Source organism: Halorussus ruber (assembly GCF_004765785.1).
GTDB lineage: Archaea > Halobacteriota > Halobacteria > Halobacteriales > Haladaptataceae > Halorussus > Halorussus ruber.
This window is the reverse complement of sequence record NZ_SBIT01000008.1, coordinates 105,853-125,509: the sequence shown is the minus strand read 5'-3', so window position 1 is coordinate 125,509 and position 19,657 is coordinate 105,853. Positions and strand designations below refer to the sequence as shown.

Genomic DNA, 19,657 nt, shown 5'->3' with positions numbered 1-19,657 from the left:
AATGCCCAAATCCCGAGTCTGTGACTTCTGTGGCGACGACATCGAACCCGGCACGGGCACGATGTTCGTCCGCACCGACGGTAGCACGATTCACTACTGCTCGGCGAAGTGCGAGAAGAACGCCGACCTCGGTCGTGAACCCCGAGACCTCGAGTGGACCGAGGACGGGAGTACCGAGGAGGCCGAGCAATGAGCGACGAGACCGAGCGAACTTTCGTGATGGTCAAGCCCGACGGCGTCCAGCGCGGCCTCATCGGCGACATCGTCTCCCGATTCGAGGACCGCGGTCTGAAGATGGTCGCGGGCAAGTTCATGCAGATAAGCGAGGACCTCGCCCACGAACACTACGGCGAACACGAGGGCAAGCCGTTCTTCGAGGGCCTCGTTGAGTTCATCACGTCCGGTCCCGTCTTTGCGATGGTCTGGGAAGGCCAGGACGCGACCCGACAGGTCCGCAAGATGATGGGCGAGACCGACCCTGCCGAGTCCGCGCCCGGTACGATTCGGGGCGACTACGGTCTCGACCTCGGTCGCAACGTCATCCACGGCTCCGACCACGAGGACGAAGGTGCGAACGAGCGCGAAATCGACCTGTTCTTCGACGAGGAGGAACTGGTCGATTACGAGCGCATCGACGAGACGTGGCTGTACGAGTAACGACGTAGCGCGGTTTTCGTCCCGTTTTTCGGCGTTTTCTTCGACGGCGGAGCGTCGGCTTCAGGTTCTAGGCGAGCGAGGAGACGATGAAATACAGTTCTCTTGCAAATATTTGTATCCTTTAGCCCATTGTACAGTAACTTCTCGTCCGCCGCCAACCCCTTGCCCCTTCGCCACCAACGTATCGACGTGCAAATCACCGCCCACCGAGCCTTCGGCGAGCAACACCCCGAGAACACCGTCGATGCGGCCCGCCGAGCCGCCCGCTTCGCCGACGCGGTGGAACTCGACGTGCGGCGGTGCGGGTCGGGCGAACTCGTCGTCTCCCACTGGGACAACGTCGAACTCGTCACCGACGGCCGGGGCGACGTCGAGGACCTCTCGGCCACGGAACTCGCGGACCTCGACGTGGAGGACTCGGACTCCGGCATCCCGCTGCTGACCGAGGTCACGGAAGCCATCCCGCCGAGCGTAGGCCTCAACCTCGAAATCAAGGAGACCGGCGTGGTCGCCGACCTGCTGGCGGTGCTGGAGGCCGTCGAGAACGACGTGGTGATTTCGTCGCTCCACCCCGACCCGCTCTGGCGCACTCGGATGCTGGACGAGTCGATTCCGCTGGCGTTCAACTTCGACGTGCGCCCGGAAGCCAACTTCGAGACCGCCACGACGCTCGACTGCGAGTACGCCAACCCCCACTGGACGCTCTGCTTTGGGACTGACCTCGTGGAGCGCGCTCACGAGGAGGGGATGGAGGTCCACGCGTGGCCGGTCGATTCTCGGGTGCTGGCGTGGGCGCTCGAACGGCGGGGGGTCGACGGACTGATTATGACCCAACCGGTCTGACGCGATACTAACACAGACCCCGAACGGGACCGTAGAAACTGTTTTCAACCTACTTGCCGTGGAACAGCGATTTTATGTGAGAGCCCCCACATCTCGGTATGGACATAGATACCACGCGACGGGCACTCGTGGCCGCCATCGTCGGCGGCGGAGCGGTCGGCGGGTCGCTCTCGCCGGTTCGGGGCTATCTTGACCGGTTCGCCCCGTTTTCGGGGTCGGCGTGGCAGGACGCGACGGACCGGACGAATCGCCGGGTCGAAAGTCCCTACGGCGAGGCGACGGTCCGGTACGACGACCACGGGACTGCTCACGTCGAGACCGAGGAGTCCGGAAAAACCGGAGAGCAGGCGCTCTACTTCGCGGTGGGATACGCGCAGGCCGCCGACCGACTCTTCCAGATGGACCTCCAGCGCCGGGTAATGGCCGGGGAACTCTCGGCGGTCGTCGGCGAGGCCACCCTCGACTCCGACGAGTTCCACGTGAAGATGGACTTCGTCGGCGGTGCCGAGGCGAATCTGGAACTTCTAGAGGGGACGCCGACCGGAAGGGCCGCCGAGGCCTTCGCCGAGGGCGTCAACGCCTGCCGGGAGCAGGAGGCTCTGCCCCTCGAATTCGGCCTGCTGGACTACGAACCCGACCCGTGGGCCCCCACCGACACGATGCTGATGGAGCAACAGATTTCGTGGGGGCTGACCGGGAGTTTCTGGACGCTCCGGCGGGAGTTGCTCGCCCGGAAGTTCGACCAGAAAACCGTCGAGGGACTCTACCCCTTCCGGATGGACCACGACGCGCCGATTATCCGGAACGGCGATGGCGATTCGGCGACTCGCAGTCGCCGAATCGCCAGCCCTTCCGGAGAGTTCGCAGGCGATACCCGTGGACTACTCGACTGGCTCTCGGCCTTCGAATCCCCGCCCGGCGTCGGGTCGAACAGTTGGGTCGTCTCCGGTGACCAGACCGCGTCGGGGTCGCCCATCGTGGCCAACGACCCCCACCTCACGCTGATGGCCCCGCCGGTCTGGTACGAGATGAACCTCCGGACCGACGACGTGAGCGTCCGCGGGGTGACGTTTCCGGGCGTCCCGTTCGTCGTCATCGGCGAGAACGACTCGGGCGCGTGGGGGTTCACCAACGCCGGGGCCGACGTCATCGACTTCTACAGCTACGAGACCGACGACGCCGGAGACCGGTACCGCTACGAGGACGAGTGGAGGGACTTCGAGACCGAGGAGCGCACGATTCGGGTCGCCGACGGCGAGGACCGGACCGTCACGGTCCGGAAGACGGTCCACGGGCCGGTCCTCGAACGCGAGGGCCAGCAAGTCGGCGTCTCGTGGACCGGCCACACCGCGACCCGGACCTCGCTGGCGATTCACGAGTACAGCAAGTCCGAGGGCGTCGAGGACTTCCTCGATTCGACCGAGAAGATGGACCTGCCGACACAGAACGTCGTCTACGCCGACCGGGAGGGCAACACGCTCTACTACGTGACGGGGAAGATTCCGATTCGGACAGTGAATGGGGAAGAAGTCTGGGGAACGCGCGTCTTCGACGGGTCGGCGGGCGAGGCCGAGTGGGAGGGCTTCGAACCGTTCGGCGTCTCGTCGTGGGAGGGGTTCGTCCCCTTCGAGGAGAAGCCACACGTCCGGAATCCCGACTATCTGGGCACCGCGAACCAGCGAATCGAAGACGGCCCCGAACACTACATCGGCGAGCGGTACAGCACGCCCTACCGAGGTCAGCGCCTCTACGAACTGCTGGACCGGCGGGCCGAATCCGAGAAGTCGATGGACTCCCAGTTCATGCGCCGCCTCCAGCGGGACGCCAAGTCCGCCCGAGCAGAGCAGTTGGTCGGCGAACTCGTCGCGGCCGCCGAGGAGGCCGACGGTCTCTCGGACGCGGTCGAGACGCTCCGGAACTGGGACGCACGGATGGTTCGGGACTCGCGGGCCGCGCTCGTCTTCGTCCGGTGGTTCGACCAGTTCCGCCGGGAGACGTTCGCCGACGAGTTCGAGGAGCGCGACCTCGGCGAGGAGTACTACCCGAACGACTGGGTGCTGGCGACGCTGCCCGACGATAGCCGGTGGTTCGGCGACGAGGGCCGCGCCGCGGTGATGGTCCGCGCGCTCCGGAAAGCCCTCGACGAAGTCGAGGACGGCGCGACCTACGGCGACTACAACACGACCGCCGCGATCACCCATCCCTTCGACCAACCGTTTCTCAACTACCCCGAGTACCCGACCGACGGGTCGGCCTACACCCTGAACAACTACCGCGAGGAGTCGTCGGTCGGGAGCAGTTGGCGGATGATTTGCCCGATGGCCGACCGCGAACGGTCGATCGGCGTCCTGCCGGGCGGCAATAGCGGGGCGTACTTCTCGGACCACTACGACGACCAGCTCCGACTCTGGGCCGACGGCAAGTACAAGTCGATGAGCCGGGAGATTCGGGGCGAGACGGCCATCGAGTTCGAGCGCGGCGACGCCGGAGGCGAGGACCGATGAGCGAGGTTCGGGAGGACGATACGGCGGGTCGGCGCGGAGACGACGACCCGGCGGGCAGGGAGGCGGACGCCGGTTCCGGCGCGATTTCGAGCGCGCTCGCCGAAATCCGAGGCGACGCCAGAGCGCGGTGGGCCGCGCTGGTCGCCGGGACCGTTCTGGGTCTGGCCGCGGCGTGGGTCCACTGGTACGGATTCCTCCTCGGCGGCGCGCTGGTGGGACTGGCCTCGAAAGACCTGAAGCGTGCGCTCGCCGCGGGACTGGGGTTCGGCCTGCTGGCGTGGGGCGTGTTCGTCGGGTTGGTGGCGTCTGGCAGTGGATTCGCTGGCGTCGTGCAGTACGCCGAGACGGGGCGACTCCTCTTCCTGAGCGCCGGGATTCCGGTCGGCCTGTCGGCGCTCGGGTCGCTGGTTCGGGGCGTAGTCTGATATGAGAGCCTTGATATTATTTCTTAAACACTACCGTACCGGTTTTAGATAAATAATTATATTCCTCTACGCAGCTGCGAGGGGAGACGACCCCCGAATCGTCGGCGTCCCCGACGAGGCGCTCGCCCCCGGTTGAGACCCGTTCCGGAGTACGACGGGCCGGTTAGTCCGTCGTCTGGTCGGTCAGTCGGCCGCCTGTTCGGCCTCTCTAATCTGTTCTACGCCTAAGGGGTCCGCCGTCGATGTCGCGGTGACCAGTCGCAGGAACTGGCCCGCGTTCGTGAGGAGCTTGTTCTCGGCCTTCCGGAGGTGCTCCTCGTACGTCGAGCGAGCGACGGCAGTCTGGTCGGCCAGTTCCCGGAGCGAGGTCTTCCGCGGCTGTTCGTAGTAGCCGCTCTCTAGGGCCAATCGAAGCGCCGCCAGCTGTCGCTCGGTCACGTCCTCGAACAACTGGTCGACCGGAGCCAACATGCTGTGCGGGATTTGCTGTTCTGTGATAGCGGTTTTCGAGAGCACTTCGATGTCACGGTCAGCCTCCAGGTCGCGGAGGAGAGCCCGGACGTCGCTCTCGTCGAACGCGATGACCGTGTAGTGTTCCCAGCCCTGACGATGAACCGTCGGCGGCTGGTACAGGCAGTTGTACTCCTCGAACCGGTCGATGATGGAATCTTCCAGTGAGCAGAGACAGGACTGCGTGACGACGTGGAGACCCGAGTCGTCCACCGACTCGTGGAGAATCGTTCCCAAGTGACCGATCTCGTCGAGGAGTTCGTCAGCTGGCGCTTCGGGAGATGTGATTTCGATCACTTGGCAGTCGCTCAGGTACCACTCCCGGATCGTGAGGTCCGGGTAGCGCTCCGAAATTTCTCGATACGGGCACTCGTGTCTGACCCGGAACGAGGCCTCGTACAGACTCATACACGCATATTTGTGCTGCTATCAATTAATGGCACCGGTCATGTCCGGCACCACCTATATCCTAATACCTCCCCTATCGGTGAATACTGATGTCAGAGATAACCCCCGAGAAGCTTAGTGACCGATTACAGGCCGACGAAGATGACTTGCTCGTCGTCGATATTCGCCACGAGGGAGAGCACGACGACTGGCACATCCCGGACAGCGTCAACGTCGATGTCTACGACGAACTGACCGACAACCCCGACGCGGCAAAAGACGCCCTCGCAGAGCTCCCTGAAGAGAAGGAGATTGTTACCGTCTGCGGGGCAGGCGTCGCTGCGGCGACGGCAGCCGACGTCCTTCAAGAGATGGACTACGATGCGACGACGCTCGCCGACGGGATGAACGGCTGGAGTCGCGTTCACCGGCACGCGCCAGTTCGGGCTGACCTCGACGGCACGCTGATTCAGGTTGCACGACCCGGAAAAGGCTGCCTCTCGCACGTCCTTCTCTCGGGCGGAGAGGCCGCCGTCTTCGACCCGTCGCATTACCTTGAGGAGTACGAGGCGATTCTCGACGAGTACGACGCCGACCTAGTCAGTGTCTTCGACACCCACGCTCACGCCGACCACGCCTCCGGCGGGGCAGAACTCGCCGACCGACACGACGTTCCGTACTACCTTCACTCGAAGGATGCACTCGCTATCGACGCAACGCCTCTCGAAGACGGGCAAACCGTGACGGTCGGCCAGTTGAATATCGAGGTCGTCCACACGCCGGGACACAGCGAGGGGAGCGTCTCGTTCGATATCGAGGGTGCGGCGCTGATTACGGGCGACACGCTCTTTCACGAGAGCGTCGGGCGCGTCGAACTCGGCGTCGAAGCAGGCATCGAGGACTCCGACGTCGAACAAAACGCCGCGACGCTCTACGAGAGCCTCCAGCGGTTACTTGACCGACCGGACGACGCACTCGTCCTGCCAGCACACGACCCCGGGTCGCCCGAACCGCCAGTAACCGCGACCCTCGCTGAAGTCAAAGAACGGAACGGGGATCTCGGACGCGCCCGCGAGGAATTCATCGAGGAACTCGCGTCGGACATCCCGGATCACCCGCCGAACTTCGAGCGCGTCAAGCGGACGAACGTGGGACAGGAATCGGTTCCCGCCGACGAACTGGCCGACCTGGAACTGGGCCCCAACAACTGCGCAGCGGAGTAATCAATGAGTACGGAAACTGAACTCAAACAGGGCATCCGCGAACACCTCGGGCAGTTCTCGCTACACGTCCTGCTGGTGTTCGCCACCGGGCTGACCATCGGGTCCGAACGCGCCGTCGTGCCCGTTCTCGGCCGCGACGTGCTCGGCGTCGAGTCGCTGTTCGTCATCGGGTCGTTCGTCGTTTCGTTCGGCTTCGTCAAAGCGCTGCTCAACCTCTACGCTGGCAAATGGGGCGGCGAGTACGGTCGCAAGCCGGTCCTCGTCGCTGGCTGGGCGACCGCGCTTCCGCTTCCGGTCATCCTCATCTTCGCGCCGAGTTGGGGCTGGATTACGGTCGGGAACATCCTGCTGGGCATCAACCAGGCGCTGACCTGGAGTATGGCGATAAACGCCAAAATCGACCTCGCAGGCCCCGAACAACGAGGGTTAGCCGTCGGCATCGACGAGGCGTTCGGATACACCGGCGTCGCCGCCGGTGCCTGGATTACGGGCGTCATCGCTAGCCGGTGGAGTCTCCGACCCGAGCCCTTCTACTTCCTCGCAGTCGTGGTCGTGCTGGCGTTCCTCGTCTCGATCTTCCTGATCAAGGAGACCGTCCAGTACGCAGAAGTCGAGGTCGATGACGACGACCACCACGACGCGAACCTCCCGTTCGTCGAGGTACTCAAGCGGGCGACCTACGGCGACAGGACGTTGTTCGCCGCGGCGCAGGCGGGCCACATCGAGAAGTTCGTGGACACGCTGTTCTGGCTCGCCGTCCCGCTGTATCTCACGAGTCAGGGGCTCGGAATCGCGGCGGTCGGGTTCGTCGTCGGCGTTCACAGCGCGATGTACTTCCTCCAGGTTGCGACCGGCGGACTCGCGGACCGAATCGGTCGCCGCCCGCCCGTCGTCGCCGGGATGTTCCTCGCTGGCGCGGGCATCCTCGGGATGGTTCTCGTGAATGGCTACCTCCCGTGGGCGGTTCTCTCGGGCGTTTCCGGCCTCGGGATGGCGATGCTCTACCCGAACCTGATGACGGTCCCGGGCGACGCGGCCCATCCGACGTGGCGAGCGACCGGGATGGGCGTCTACCGGATGTGGCGCGACTCCGGCTACGGCGTCGGCGCAATCCTGATCGGTCTCTCGATGGAGTTCGTGAACGCCGAAGCCGCGTTCTACGCGACGGCCGCCCTGATGTTCGTCTCCGGAGCAGTCGTGTATTTCTGGATGGAAGAGACTCACCCCGAGTTCGGGACCCACGAGCCGCCCGCCCCGGCGACGCGCCAATCGAATCGAGTCGCAACCGAGGACTAACTCCACGGACCGGTCTCTTTTGTTGCCATCCTATCCGACAGTACCGGCCAAATTTGAAGTAGGAAGACGGGACCAACCCGGCCCGTGACCTGAGAACTGCCGCGAGGAGTCGAGGCGGGAGCGCGGCTCGCTCCTCGCGGTCGAAGCAGCCCACGCGCCGCCTGTCAGCCCCTCCGTCGAGAGGCGTCAGTGAGCCGAAAGACGCCAGTAGGACCAGAAGCGCCAGCGGGGTTCGGGCGAGTCGAGTCGCGCGGTCAGTCGTCGGCGGTCACGGCCGACCGCTCGACGTCTATTTCCCCGGCGTCGAGTTCCTCCTCGACTTCGCGGGCCGCGGTCACGAGATTCGCCATCTTCTCGTAGGCCACCTCGCGCGGGAGGAGCTTCAGCCCGCAGTCCGGGCTGACGGTCAACTGCTCTGGCGGGACGACTTCGAGGCCCTTCTGGATGTTCTCCTTGATCTGCTCGACCGACTCGACTTCGGCGACGTGAGCGTCCACCACGCCGAGCGCGAGGTCCGCGGTGAACTCGGGGTCTTTGAACACGTCCAACTGCTCGTAGTCGCCGTTGGCGAGTTCGAGGTCGAACTCGTCCACGGGGAAGTCCAGAATCTCGGGGTAGATGCGCGAGTAGTCGCCGTAGCAGACGTGGAGACCGATGCGCACGTCCTCGGGAATCCCGTCCGCGATGCGCTCCAGACAGTCGCCGACGATGGCGTGGTCGTCGGGGGTCGTCGCCAGCGCGGGTTCGTCGATCTGGACGTAGCGAGCGCCAGCATCGACCAGCCGCTCGACCTCCTCGTTGACGAGGTCCGCGAGGTCGTGGGCCAGCGCCTCGGTGTCCTCATAGGCCTCGTTGAACGACCAGTTCGCCAGCGTGTACGGGCCGGTGATGGGCACCTTGACCGGCTTGTCCGTCACGCTCGCGGTGAACTCGTACTCCTCGACCAGCCACGTCTCGTCGTACTCCACGTCGGAGACGACCGAGGGCTTGTCGAAGGTGTTGTGGCCCCAGACCTTCACGGGGCCGTTGAACTCGTAGCCCTCGATTCGGTGGGCGAAGTACTCGACCATCTCGTTGCGCCGCATCTCGCCGTCGACGACCACGTCGAGACCGGCGCGCTCGTGTTCGTCGGTGATGAGCCGCGAGGCGTCGTCTTTGGCCTCCTGCCACGCGTCGTCGTCGAAGTCGGCCTCGGGGTCCTCGTGGAGGTCGCGGGCGCGGTCCACCCACTTGGGCTTGGGGTAGCTTCCCACGACGGTCGTCAGCAGGAAGTGGTCGTTGGGGTGATTCGGGGGTCGGAACTGGTCTCGGTTCTGGCTCATGCTTTCACCTCCGCGATGTCGGTCGCTTCGCCCAGCGCGGCGAGCTTCTCCTCGAACGTCGAGTACGGCAGGTAGAACAGCTCCGTGTTCGGCGTCAGGTACATCGTCTCGAACTCGGCCGCTGGGGTGTTCTCCTCCAACCAGTCGGCCCGCTCGGCGATTTTCTCGGGGTCCTCGACCAGCGTGTTCTGGCCGTCCACGACGCCCGCCGCGATGGAGTCTTTCGTCCCGTACTCGTTGATGTTGTAGAGGTTGTCCTCGGAGTTCGAGACGAAGTCGTAGCCCAGCGCGTCGAAGTCGGCGTCGAGCAGGTGGGCGTGGACTTTCTCGTCCAGCGCGCCCCAGTAGGTCTGGACCACGACGTCGGTGTCCGACCCGACCGCGCCAGCGACGGCATCGACCGCTTCGCTGGCGCGCTCGTCCTCGTCGGCCTCCTCACCGGGCGGATTCTCGACCAGCGAGGGTTCGAGGACGAACAGCGTCTCGACCTCGGGGAAGGCCTCGACCTCACCCGCGAGGAAGTCGGCGACGGCGTCCAAGAAGTCGGCCTCGTCGCCGTAGTGTTCGTCGGTGGCGAGGTCCGAAAGCGAGTAGGGACCGGGAACGACCGCCTGCAGTTCGTCGTCCTCGACCAGTTCGCTCGCGGCCTCCAACTCGGCGGCGATGTCGCCGTCGAAGGTCAGGTCGCCGGTCACGACCGGGTCCCGGTAGAAGTTGTTGTTGTCGTAGTACCGGACGATGCCGCGTGTCTCGACGGCGTCGTGGACCGCGAGGGGATGGGCGAGCATGTCGTCCCAGCGGAGTTGCCCCTCGACCGCGCGGTCGAGTCCGGCCGTCTGCTGTCGGGCGACGACCTCTTCGCGGGCTTGGTCGTAGACATCTACGATTTCTTCGCTCTCGGTGCCGTCGATGAGGTCGTGCTTCTGGTGACCTTTCAAGTCCGCCAAGTCGTCCTTGGCCCAGTCCGGAAGCGGGAACACTCCCGGTGTAGTTGCGACGCGCTCTGTCATGTACCCCGTCCTACGAAATGCTGACGCTTAATATTTTCCTCTCAGGAAATTACCTATGAGCATAGTGTTGAGGTAACACACCGCACAGAAAGGTGATAATCTACCTAGGTTATCGTCGGGATTATTACCCCATGACGCGTCTCTCCTCGGCGGTCGTCCCCGCGTTCGCCCTCGGTCTCGTCGCCGGAGCGGTCGGCGGATTGGGTTTCGGCGGTCAACTCGCTCCGACAGATGCTGGTCCGGACTCCGGATCGCCACCTTACTCGCTGAGCAGTTCCGGCCCGAACTGCCCCGACGTGCGGTCCCACGCCGGATGGGTCCACGAGGTCGCGGTCGGCGACTCTTTCGCGGTGACGCTGAACGCGACTGTGGTCAACGACCGCGACCAGCGCGTCTCGGCGAACGTAAGTCGCGTCACACCGGAAAGCTACCGAATCGACTTCCGGACCGTTCCGGAGACGACCCGCACCTCGGACGCAGGCGAGCAGAAACCACCGCCGGGCGACTGTCGGGTGGCGACCGACCTGCAATTCAGTACGAGTCTGCCGACCGACTACCGGGAGTTCGAGGTCACGGTGAACGGGCGAACGCTCCTGACCGTCGAGAACGAGGACACGACCGCGGACCTCTATCAGTTGCCAAATCCCGTCAACGCCAGTCAGTAGTCTGTCTCGGCCCGGCAGGCAGTAGTCTGGCCTCGGCCCGTCAGTCGGTAGTCGACTCCCGACTCGACAGCCCCGGGTTAGATTTTTGTTTCCGCTGTCGGTCGAGGTAGGTATGTCCGATAGGAAAGTCGTCATCTTCGAGACCAGCGGCGTGGACGCCGAGGAGGAACTGATACGCGAGTACGTCGTCCCCGCCTTCCGCCGCCTCGAAGACAGCGACGACGTGAAGTGGCTCACGTTCGCCCGGTACGGTCACGACCCGTCGGTCGAGGACGGCGAAGTCACGTTCTACATCTACGGCGACCCCGAGGCGGTGGCCGAAGACGAGCGCGACCGCTGGGACGAACTCGTCGCCGACGGTTTCGCGGAGGAGTGGTGGACCGACGACACCGAAGTCCGAATCGACGACCTCGACGAGAGCAAGCGCCTCCACGTCCGCCTCTGGGCCACCGCGAGTCGCATGGCAGTCGCGTTCTTCGAGGAGTTCGACGAGGTACCGGACGCCGTCGCGGAGGTCGAACGCGACGGGGAGTTCGGCGTCGGCTGGCGAGTCGGTCTCCACCACCTCATCAACGACCTCAGCTATCAGGAGGGCGACGGCGAGGAGGAAATCGACCTCCTCTTCGAACTCGTCCGGAGTCGCCTGTTCGCGCTCTCGACGGCCCTCGACCCCGACTGGTCGGTCGAGAAGGCCGACGAACTGGTCGAACGACTCGAATCGCTCCCGCCGGAGCTACGGGAGTTTCGAGAGAAACACGGGAAACACCAGCACAGCTACGCCGACCGGGAGGCGTTTGAGGAGGGATAGTCAAGCCGAGGCTATCGCGTCAGTTTCAGCACCGTCAGCGTCTCGAAGGGGAAGGACTCGTCGCTGAGCGCGACTGCGGAGAACCCTTCTGCCGCTGCGAGTTCGACTACTTCCTCGACGCCCGTGAGACTGCTGACCAGCAGGTAGACCGCGCCGTCGGGGGCGAGGGGGCGTCCGACCGACGCGAGGAAGGGTTCGATGACCGCCCGGCCGTCCTCGCCGCCCGAGAGCGCGACTTCCATCCAGTCGTCGCGCTCGTCGTCGGGGTCGGTCGGGAGGTAGGGCGCGTTGAACAGCACCACGTCGAGGGCGTCGTCTCGGAAGGGTTCGAGCAGGTCGGCTCGGACCGCTTCGACGCCGCGCTCGCGGGCCTGCGCGCAGGCGTGAGGATTTATATCTGACCCCAAGACTCGCAGGCCGGTCTCGTCGGCGACCGTCTCGGCGACGTAGCCGGACCCGGTGCCGACCTCCAGCGCGAGGAGGTCGTCGCGGGCGTCGTCAGCGAGCGATTGCAGGTCGGCAATCGCGGCCTCCGCGAGCAAGTTCGAATCCTCGGCGGGTTGGTACACCTCGGTCTCGGCGTCTCGGCGGTCTGCGAGGTCAGTCATTCGCTTTCCTCCGACTCTCCGGTTTCGGCGCTCTTTTCGTCGTCGGTTCCGCCGTCAGTCGTCGGTTCCGGCGCGACCGGGGCCTCGCCCGTCAGTTGGAAGCCGCCGGACTCCTCGCGCCCGGTGAGTTCCTGCTGCGGGAAGGGAATCTTGATGCCCTCGCTGTCGAAGGTGCGCTTGACCGACTGGATGATGGCGGTTCTGGCGCGCCACTGCCTGCGAGCGCTGGGTTTGTCTATCCAGCACCGGAGGACGAGCGTGACCGCCGAGTCGCCGAACTCCTTGAGGACCACCTTCGGCGTCGGCACCGTCAGCACCTCGTCCAAGTCCTTCATCGTCTCCTCGGCGAGGTCGGCCGCGCGCTCGACGTCGGCGTCGTAGTCCACCCCGACCTCCACCTCGATGCGGAGTCGCCCCTTCCGGCTCTTGTTGACGATTTTCTCGCCGCTCACGATGTCGTTGGGAATCATCACGTACTCCCCGGCGAAGGTCTGGATGCGGGTGTTGACGATGGAGATGTCGGTGACGATGCCCTCCTCGCCGTCGATTTCGACCCAGTCGCCGATCTCGAAGGGGCGGGAGAACATCAGCACGAACCCGGCCAGCAGCGCGCCGAGGGTCTGGCGGGCGGCCATACCGACCACGATACCGAGGAACCCGGCACCGACCAGCAGGCCGCTGAGGTCCACGTCCCACATCCCGAGGATGATGGCCCCGGCCGAGACGTAGATGGTGAGTTGCGAGACGCGGTAGACGATTTCGCTCTGGTGCTGGCTGATGGTGTCTTGCTCCTCGACCAACCGGTCGATGGCCGTCTTGACGAACCCGGTGACGATGTACGCGCCCGCCGCCACGGCCAGCGCGAACAGGACTTGGAACCCCTTGCCAGCGGTCGCGCCGATCTGGTCCAGCGCGTTGGCGGCGTTGGTCCCCTTGTTCCAGAGGACGATGAGACTGACCGTCGCTACGAACAGAATCGCCGCGATACCACTGAGGAGCGCCACGTCGCCGACGCGATGCGGGAGTCGCTGGCGGATTCGCGGTCGAACGTACCGCCCTGCCCAGACGGCCGCGAGGACCCCGAGGACGATAGCAACCGTCGCGGCGACTTGCTCGGTCGGGGTGAAGTTCGTCAGTTGGTCGATGACTGAGAAGAATCCCGTCAGGAGGCCGCTCACGTGGTCTCACCACCTCGCTCGGCGTCGGCGTCGTCCTCACCGCCTCGCTCGTCCTCGCTCTCTCGCCCGAACTCGTCGGCGGCCGTCGCCAGCGCGGCGAACGTCTCGGGCGGAATCTTGCCCGCGCGTTTGCTCAGTACGTCGGGATTCAGGTCGGTCTGGTCCTCGGAAATAGCATCGACCACGGCGTCGGCGTCGTCGAGTCCGGAGATGTGGGGCGTGTTCCGAATCGCGTTCCGGAGGGTCTTGCGGCGCTGGGTGAACACGGCCTTGACGAACCGGAGGAAAAAGTCCTCGTCGCCGACCTCGTAGTCGGGGTCGCGGGGCGTCGTCCGGACGACCGCGCTCTCTACGTCCGGCGGCGGCGAGAAGGCCTCTTTCGGGACTGGCTCGACCACTTCCACGTCGGCGTAGTGCTGGGCCGAGACCGAGAGGCGGCCGTAGTCGTCGGTGCCGGGGTCGGCGGCCATCCGCTCGGCGAACTCCTTCTGGAACATCAGGACGGTGGGCTCGCCCTGCGGGAGGAGTCGGAAGGTGATTTCGCTGGAGACGCCGTAGGGGAGATTCGAGACGGAGGCCGTGAACTCGGGGAGTTCGACTTCGAGCGCGTCGCCCGAGACGACCGTGAGGCGGCCGTCTGCAATTTCGTCGGCGAACTCCTCGCGCAGGAAGGCGGCCAAATCGCGGTCGCGCTCCACGACGGTCACTTCGTCCGCGACAGCGAGGAGTCGGTCGGTCAGCGCGCCCGTCCCGGGGCCGATTTCGAGGACGTGCGAGAGGTCGAAGTCGGCCTCCAGAGCGTACTCGGGCAGTCGGTCGAGGACGCGGTCGTCTACCAGAAAGTGCTGGTCGCGGTCGGGGTTACCCCGGACGCCCGCCCGCCTGAGCAGAGCGTCGGGGTTCCGCGGCGCGGCGTCGGATGAGTCGGTCATTGTCTCGGGGTAGCTACCGCAAGCGGGTAAAGCCACCGAGTCAGCTAGAAGTATCGAGGAATCGACTCCGGGCCGCATAGTCGCTGGTTAGCGGGCTACGCGGTCGGCGGGCCACACGGCCAGCGCGCGATTCTCGGCGGAAGTGGGAATCTCGAAAACCGGATGGAGAAATGAATGGGTGGTCTAAACAATCGTAATCAGCACTCTACCAATTATACTAGTTGCTCTCACCGCGACCCGACGCTCGCGGGCATCCACGCCCCGAGGAGACTCCCGACGCCGGTCGCCAGCGCGAACAGCCACACCGCCGTCAGCGCGAGCGAGGCCGCGACGACCGCCGACTGGACCCACAGCGGCGGCTCCGAAAAGAGCGCGTTCGTGACGACGACCGTCCCGCCGTAGACCAGCGCGAACGGCAGGGCGACGACCAGCCCGAACGGCGCGAGGAGCAGGTCGAGCCACGCCGGAATCGCCGTCACCAGCGTTGCGAGGAGGTACGTTGCGATGGCCGCGAGGAAGACCGCCAGCACCGCGAGCGTGCGGTCGGTCGGCCGGAGCGCGAGGCGAGCGGAGGAACTCGATTCGGCGAGTGCGCTGGCGTCGAACAGCGCCAGCGCGCCGCTGGCGACGAGGTAGGCCCCGGCGAGCGCGGCGAGGGCGTCGCCGAGATAGGTCGCGTCGAGGCACGGCCGACCCGCCGCGCACTCCATCGCGGCCGCCCGGTAGACGAAGTACAGCGCCGGGACCGCGACCACGAGCAGGGGCAAAACGAGACCTCTGCGCGGCCGGAGGGCGGCGGACCAGTTCATGACGAATCGTAGGACGGGAAGTGAAATAAAGGTGGATTCCGGTCAGTACTTGACGAGCTTCGTCGCGTAGCTGTCGTGGTCGAGCTGGTAGCCGTTGTCCATGTAGTAGTAATCGTCGTAGCCGTACCAGCCCGAGGCGTCGTCGAAGGTGTTCTCGATGGCCTGCTCGGCGTCCTCGAACGAGGTGGCCTCGTGGGGTGCCGAACTGTCGATGTGGGCCGACCCGGAGACGTAGCCCTCGAACTCCCACATCTTGAGGTGCTTGCGACCGAGGAAGCCGAAGGTCCCCGTCGCGGCGGACTTGTGCTGTTGCTCGAACTGGTTGGTCGCGCTGTTGTAGGCGTGGCGATTGTACTGGACCACGTAGTCGGTCCACCCGTCGTTCAGCAGGACGTTCGTAATCTCGCCGGTGGACTGCTCGGAGATGACGTTCATCGGGGCCGCGGTCTCGTACCCGCCGTCTACGGCCTCGTACTCCCAGATTCCGTAGGGGTGGTCCTCCTCGGCGGGGTCGAGGTACTCGGCGCTCAGGTCGCCGCCGGACTCGAAGTAGGCCTTCCACTCGTCTTCCTTCGCGTAGTAGGTGTCCCACTCGCGCTCGACTGTCCGGGTGTCCCGAAGCGGCAGGTCGTCCTCGCGGGGTGCAGGGCGCTCGACTGACTCGGTCTTGGTCAGAACCGGCGGGGAGATGCCGTAGCGCCGCCGGAGGTCGTCGCTGATCTTGCGCTTCGTGACGGTCACGCTGTCGGGCCGAATCTCGGTCTTGACGATTTCGCGCCCTCTCACGCGGAACTTCTCGGGAGCCGCGCCGGACCCGGAGTCGCCGGACTTCGAATCGCCGGACTCGGCCGCACCGCCGCGTGACAGCAGGGGGAGGCCGAGCGCACCGACGCCGAACGTACCGATACCTTTCAGGAACTGACGACGCCCGCCGCGAGCGCGGCGGTCGGGGGTTTCGTCTGTCATGGGTTCGATACGTTCGATTCATCGCCAGCAGATAAAATTTGTTATTAGTATTATGATGGAATATTTATTCGAGCTGAATCGAGCGCAGTCACGTCGGCGAAGCGCCGAAACGAGACAGCGTGCCCAAAAGTGCGCGAAAAACGGGACGAAACGCGGACGCTACTCGGCGAGGGTCGGCCGGACCTTCTCGACCGCGGCCTCGAAGTGCTTGTTCTGGATTTCTATCTCGTCGGCGTTCTGGTCGGCCTGCTCGACGCCCCACGCCTCGGCGGCCTCCCGAATCGCCCGCATCGAGGCGTCTCGGACCACGGCTTCGAGGTCCGCGCCGGTGTAGCCCTCCAACTCGGCGGCGAGTTCGTCCAAGTCCACGTCGTCGGCCAGCGGCCGGTCGTCGGCGTGGACCGAGAGGATGGCCCGGCGACCCTCCTCGTCGGGCGCGGGGACCTCGATGTGTTCTTCGAGTCGGCCGGGCCGCAGGAGGGCTTGGTCGAGCGCGTCCCGGCGGTTGGTCGCGGCCAGCACCACGAGGTTGGGGTTCTCGGCCAGTCCGTCCATCTCGGTCAGGAGCTGGGAGACCACGCGCTCGGAGACTTCAGCGCCGCCGCCCATGCCGCTTCCGCGCTCGCCAGCGATGGCGTCGATTTCGTCCAAAAAGATAATCGCTGGCGCGGCCTGTCGGGCGCGGTCGAAGATTTCCCGGACCGCCTTCTCGGACTCGCCGACGTAGCGGTCGAGCAGTTCCGGCCCGTCCACGTGGATGAAGTTCACGTCGCTCTGGCCCGCCAAGGCCCGCGCGAGGAGCGTCTTCCCTGTGCCGGGCGGCCCGTGGAGCAGGATGCCCGCGGGCGGGTCGGTGTTGGTCTGCTCGAAGAGGTTGCGGTACGCCAGCGGCCACTCGACGGCTTCGGTCAGCGTCTGCTTGGCCTCGTCCAGATTCCCCACGTCCTCGAAGGTCGTGTCCGGGGACTCGGCGACGAACTCGCGCATCGCCGAGGGGTCCACCGAAGCCATCGCGGTCTCGAAGTCCTCGCGGGTGACTTCGACTTCCATGAGTTCCTCCTCGTCGGCCCCGGCGTCTCGCGCGCGGCGGAGCGCGGCCATCGCGGACTCCGTCGAGAGCGCGTGGAGGTCAGCGCCGACGAAGCCGTGGGTCGTCGCCGCGAGTCGGTCGAGGTCCACGCTGTCGGCCAGCGGCATCCCGCGGGTGTGAACGTCCAGAATCTCGCGCCGCCCGGCCTCGCCGGGGACGCCGATTTCGATTTCGCGGTCGAATCGCCCGCCGCGCCGCAGGGCGGGGTCGATGGCGTCCACCCGGTTGGTCGCGCCGATGACGACGACTTCGCCGCGGGATTCCAGCCCGTCCATCAGCGAGAGGAGTTGCGCGACCACGCGGTTCTCCACGTCGGACTCCTCGTCTCGCTCGCCCGCGATGGCGTCGATTTCGTCGAAGAAGACGATCGTCGGGGCGTTCTCGCGGGCGTTCTCGAACACCTCGCGCAGACGCTCCTCGCTCTCGCCCTTGTATTTGCTCATGATTTCCGGCCCCGAGACCGTGATGAAGTGGGCGTCGACCTCGTTGGCGACCGCCTTGGCTATCATCGTCTTTCCCGTGCCGGGCGGGCCGTAGAGCAGGACGCCCTTCGGCGGGTCGATGCCGAGCCGCCGAAACAGCGCGGGGTTCGAGAGGGGTAACTCGACCATCTCGCGGACGCGCTCCAGTTCGTCTTCGAGGCCGCCGATGTCCTCGTAGGTCGCGCCGGTCGGCTTCGGCGGAGTTTCGCCGTCACCGTCGCCGCCCTCGCCGCGAGAGATGGGGATGGCGATGCCGCCGGAGTCGGACCCGGCCCCCGCTCCCGCGCTGGACCCCGACCCGCCGTCGAGCGCGACCCGAACGTCGGTGTCCTCGGTCACGCGGACCACGCCGTCGGGGTCGGTCGCCCCGACGTGGAAGGTGCCCGCGTCGCCCAGTCGCTCGATTCGGACGCGCTCGCCCTCCTTGACCGGGCGGTCCCGGAGCGTGCGCTTCAGGGCGGCTTCGAGGGTGTCGAGGTCGTCGGCGTCGAAGGTGGCCGTCGGCGCGAGCGTGACCTCCTCGGCGTCGGCGACCGAAATCTTGCGGACCGTCACGGTGTCGCCGATGCTGACCCCGGCGTTGGCCCGCGTCTCGCCGTCTACCTGCACCACGCCGGACTGTACGTCAGTTCCTGCGGGCCACACCTTGACCACGGTGTCGCGCTCGCCTTCGACGACCACGGTGTCACCGCTCAGGACGCCCAGCGCCGACCGAGCGGACTCGGGGACTCGGGCGATGCCCCGGCCCGCGTCGCGCTTCTCCGCGCCTTGGACGGTGAGTTCGACCGCGGCGGAACCCTTCGCGTTCATGTCAGTCTCTCGTTGCTCGTCCGTCTTGAGGATTCCCCCTTTGCGTTCTACAGAAACTGTCAGTGAAGTAGCTACGGCCTCGAAAGCTCTCGCGCGGTTCGCGGTCACGCGAACGAAGTGAGTGTGATCTCGGAAGACGCGGGTTGTCTTCCGGCGGTCGCTCACCGGGCTATTTCGGGCGCGCAGAACTGCGCGCCCGAAATAGAGCCGCGCTGAGACGACTAAACTGCACGCGAACCCCGCTCGCCCTTTCAGTCCACCGAGGTTGTGGTCTGTCCCGCCGAGCGAGACAGGCCGTTGTCACGCCTATCCGGAACTCCCTTCGCGGACTACTCCGATTGCTCGTCGCTCCACCGCCGGTCGGTCGAGTCCGCGTCTCGACCCTCTCGCCCGCCGTCCGGGCGTCCGTCGCTCTCGCGTTCGGCCTCGGTCGCGGCGGGACCGGTGACGGTGAGGCGCTCGTTCTGCTCGCGCTCGACGCCCTCCTCGCCGAGGGTCCACGCCGACCCCGAGTCGGTGTAGGTCTCGGCCCGGACCTTCTCCTCCAACAGGTTGACCGCGACGGCGTTCGCGCCCTCGGGGATGATGAGGTCTGCGTGCTTCTTCGTCGGCGCGACGAACTGCTCGTGCATCGGTTTGACCGTCGAGAGGTACTGGTCGATGACGCCCTCCAAGTCCCGGCCGCGGTCCACCACGTCGCGCTCGATGCGCCGGAGGATGCGCACGTCGGCGTCGGTCTCGACGTAGACCTGAATGTCGAGCATCTCGTTGACCTCCTCGTCGTAGAGCGCGAAGATACCCTCCAGCACGACCACGTCGGTCGGTTCGACCGTCCGGGTCTCGTCCTTGCGATTGTGTTCCGAGAAGTCGTACTGGGGCATCTCGATGGTCTGACCCGAGAGGAGAGCGTCCATGTGTTCCCGAAGGAGTTCCCACTCGAACGCCGAGGGGTGGTCGTAGTTGACCTCGGTGCGCTCCTCGAAATCGAGGTGGCTCAGGTCCTCGTAGTAGTTGTCCATCGGAATGCGCGTCACGGAGTCTTCGACCTCCTCGGTGATTTCGCGGGCGACCGTCGTCTTTCCGGCCCCGGTTCCCCCCGCGATACCGATGACGAACGACGGGATAGTCATTG

19 protein-coding genes are annotated in these 19,657 nt (G+C 65.7%); 9 read left to right on the top strand and 10 right to left on the bottom strand.

From position 1 onward, the window contains the following. Position 1 precedes the first annotated feature (1 nt). From EPL01_RS13630 to EPL01_RS13610, 5 genes are all read left to right on the top strand, one after another. Positions 2-193, top strand: coding sequence for a 50S ribosomal protein L24e (locus EPL01_RS13630; protein WP_135825825.1), 192 nt, complete (start codon positions 2-4; stop codon positions 191-193). After that, the gene (ndk, locus tag EPL01_RS13625) at positions 190-657 is read left to right on the top strand and encodes a nucleoside-diphosphate kinase (protein ID WP_135825824.1); all 468 of its coding nucleotides are present in this window, start codon (positions 190-192) and stop codon (positions 655-657) included. Before EPL01_RS13630 ends, ndk begins: the two co-directional genes overlap by 4 nt. A 189-nt stretch (positions 658-846) precedes the next feature. Then, positions 847-1,500: a glycerophosphodiester phosphodiesterase gene (locus EPL01_RS13620; RefSeq protein ID WP_168215914.1), complete on the top strand. Its 654-nt coding sequence runs from the start codon at positions 847-849 to the stop codon at positions 1,498-1,500. A 98-nt stretch (positions 1,501-1,598) separates the two neighbouring features. Then, a complete protein-coding gene (locus tag EPL01_RS13615) occupies positions 1,599-4,004 on the top strand; it encodes a penicillin acylase family protein (RefSeq protein ID WP_135825822.1) in 2,406 nt (801 codons plus the stop codon). Then, on the top strand, positions 4,001-4,429 hold the full coding sequence (locus EPL01_RS13610; RefSeq protein ID WP_135825821.1) for a hypothetical protein: 429 nt from the start codon (positions 4,001-4,003) through the stop codon (positions 4,427-4,429). Before EPL01_RS13615 ends, EPL01_RS13610 begins: the two co-directional genes overlap by 4 nt. Positions 4,430-4,612: 183 nt before the next feature. Here the strand turns inward: EPL01_RS13610 and EPL01_RS13605 are convergent, their stop codons facing one another. Then, positions 4,613-5,347 (bottom strand): helix-turn-helix domain-containing protein, encoded by a 735-nt coding sequence (locus EPL01_RS13605; protein WP_135825820.1) that lies wholly within the window; start codon positions 5,345-5,347, stop codon positions 4,613-4,615. A gap of 89 nt (positions 5,348-5,436) precedes the next feature. Here EPL01_RS13605 and EPL01_RS13600 point away from each other — a divergent pair, with 89 nt between their 5' ends. Then, entirely contained in the window at positions 5,437-6,549 is a 1,113-nt protein-coding gene (locus EPL01_RS13600; protein ID WP_135825819.1) for an MBL fold metallo-hydrolase, read from the top strand. 3 nt (positions 6,550-6,552) lie between these two features. Next, the gene (locus EPL01_RS13595) at positions 6,553-7,845 is read left to right on the top strand and encodes an MFS transporter (RefSeq protein WP_135825818.1); all 1,293 of its coding nucleotides are present in this window, start codon (positions 6,553-6,555) and stop codon (positions 7,843-7,845) included. 254 nt (positions 7,846-8,099) lie between these two features. On the opposite strand, the gene EPL01_RS13590 is transcribed toward EPL01_RS13595, so the two are convergent. Together EPL01_RS13590 and EPL01_RS13585 are read right to left on the bottom strand one after the other, a co-directional pair. Beyond that, positions 8,100-9,167, bottom strand: coding sequence for a methionine synthase (locus EPL01_RS13590; protein ID WP_135825817.1), 1,068 nt, complete (start codon positions 9,165-9,167; stop codon positions 8,100-8,102). Then, positions 9,164-10,177, bottom strand: coding sequence for a 5-methyltetrahydropteroyltriglutamate--homocysteine methyltransferase (locus EPL01_RS13585; protein WP_135825816.1), 1,014 nt, complete (start codon positions 10,175-10,177; stop codon positions 9,164-9,166). Before EPL01_RS13585 ends, EPL01_RS13590 begins: the two co-directional genes overlap by 4 nt. Positions 10,178-10,308: 131 nt before the next feature. On the opposite strand from EPL01_RS13585, the gene EPL01_RS13580 reads away from it, so the two are divergent. Next, complete coding sequence (locus EPL01_RS13580; protein WP_135825815.1) at positions 10,309-10,842, top strand: hypothetical protein; 534 nt, start codon at positions 10,309-10,311, stop codon at positions 10,840-10,842. A 112-nt stretch (positions 10,843-10,954) separates the two neighbouring features. Further along, a complete protein-coding gene (locus tag EPL01_RS13575; RefSeq protein ID WP_135825814.1) occupies positions 10,955-11,650 on the top strand; it encodes a hypothetical protein in 696 nt (231 codons plus the stop codon). 11 nt (positions 11,651-11,661) lie between these two features. Here the strand turns inward: EPL01_RS13575 and EPL01_RS13570 are convergent, their stop codons facing one another. The 7 genes from EPL01_RS13570 to udk form a co-directional block, all read right to left on the bottom strand. Beyond that, complete coding sequence (locus tag EPL01_RS13570; protein WP_135825813.1) at positions 11,662-12,258, bottom strand: HemK2/MTQ2 family protein methyltransferase; 597 nt, start codon at positions 12,256-12,258, stop codon at positions 11,662-11,664. Continuing rightward, positions 12,255-13,436: a mechanosensitive ion channel family protein gene (locus EPL01_RS13565; protein ID WP_246045701.1), complete on the bottom strand. Its 1,182-nt coding sequence runs from the start codon at positions 13,434-13,436 to the stop codon at positions 12,255-12,257. The genes EPL01_RS13570 and EPL01_RS13565 overlap by 4 nt, the downstream gene beginning before the upstream one ends. Further along, on the bottom strand, positions 13,433-14,368 hold the full coding sequence (locus EPL01_RS13560; protein ID WP_135825812.1) for a 16S ribosomal RNA methyltransferase A: 936 nt from the start codon (positions 14,366-14,368) through the stop codon (positions 13,433-13,435). The genes EPL01_RS13565 and EPL01_RS13560 overlap by 4 nt, the downstream gene beginning before the upstream one ends. A gap of 227 nt (positions 14,369-14,595) precedes the next feature. After that, complete coding sequence (locus EPL01_RS13555) at positions 14,596-15,177, bottom strand: hypothetical protein (protein ID WP_135825811.1); 582 nt, start codon at positions 15,175-15,177, stop codon at positions 14,596-14,598. Positions 15,178-15,219: 42 nt separating this feature from the next. Further along, positions 15,220-16,143, bottom strand: coding sequence for a hypothetical protein (locus tag EPL01_RS13550; RefSeq protein ID WP_135825810.1), 924 nt, complete (start codon positions 16,141-16,143; stop codon positions 15,220-15,222). A 159-nt stretch (positions 16,144-16,302) separates the two neighbouring features. Next, complete coding sequence (locus EPL01_RS13545; protein WP_135825809.1) at positions 16,303-18,525, bottom strand: AAA family ATPase; 2,223 nt, start codon at positions 18,523-18,525, stop codon at positions 16,303-16,305. A 329-nt stretch (positions 18,526-18,854) separates the two neighbouring features. Further along, positions 18,855-19,655: a uridine kinase gene (gene udk, locus EPL01_RS13540; protein WP_135825808.1), complete on the bottom strand. Its 801-nt coding sequence runs from the start codon at positions 19,653-19,655 to the stop codon at positions 18,855-18,857. Positions 19,656-19,657 lie beyond the last annotated feature (2 nt).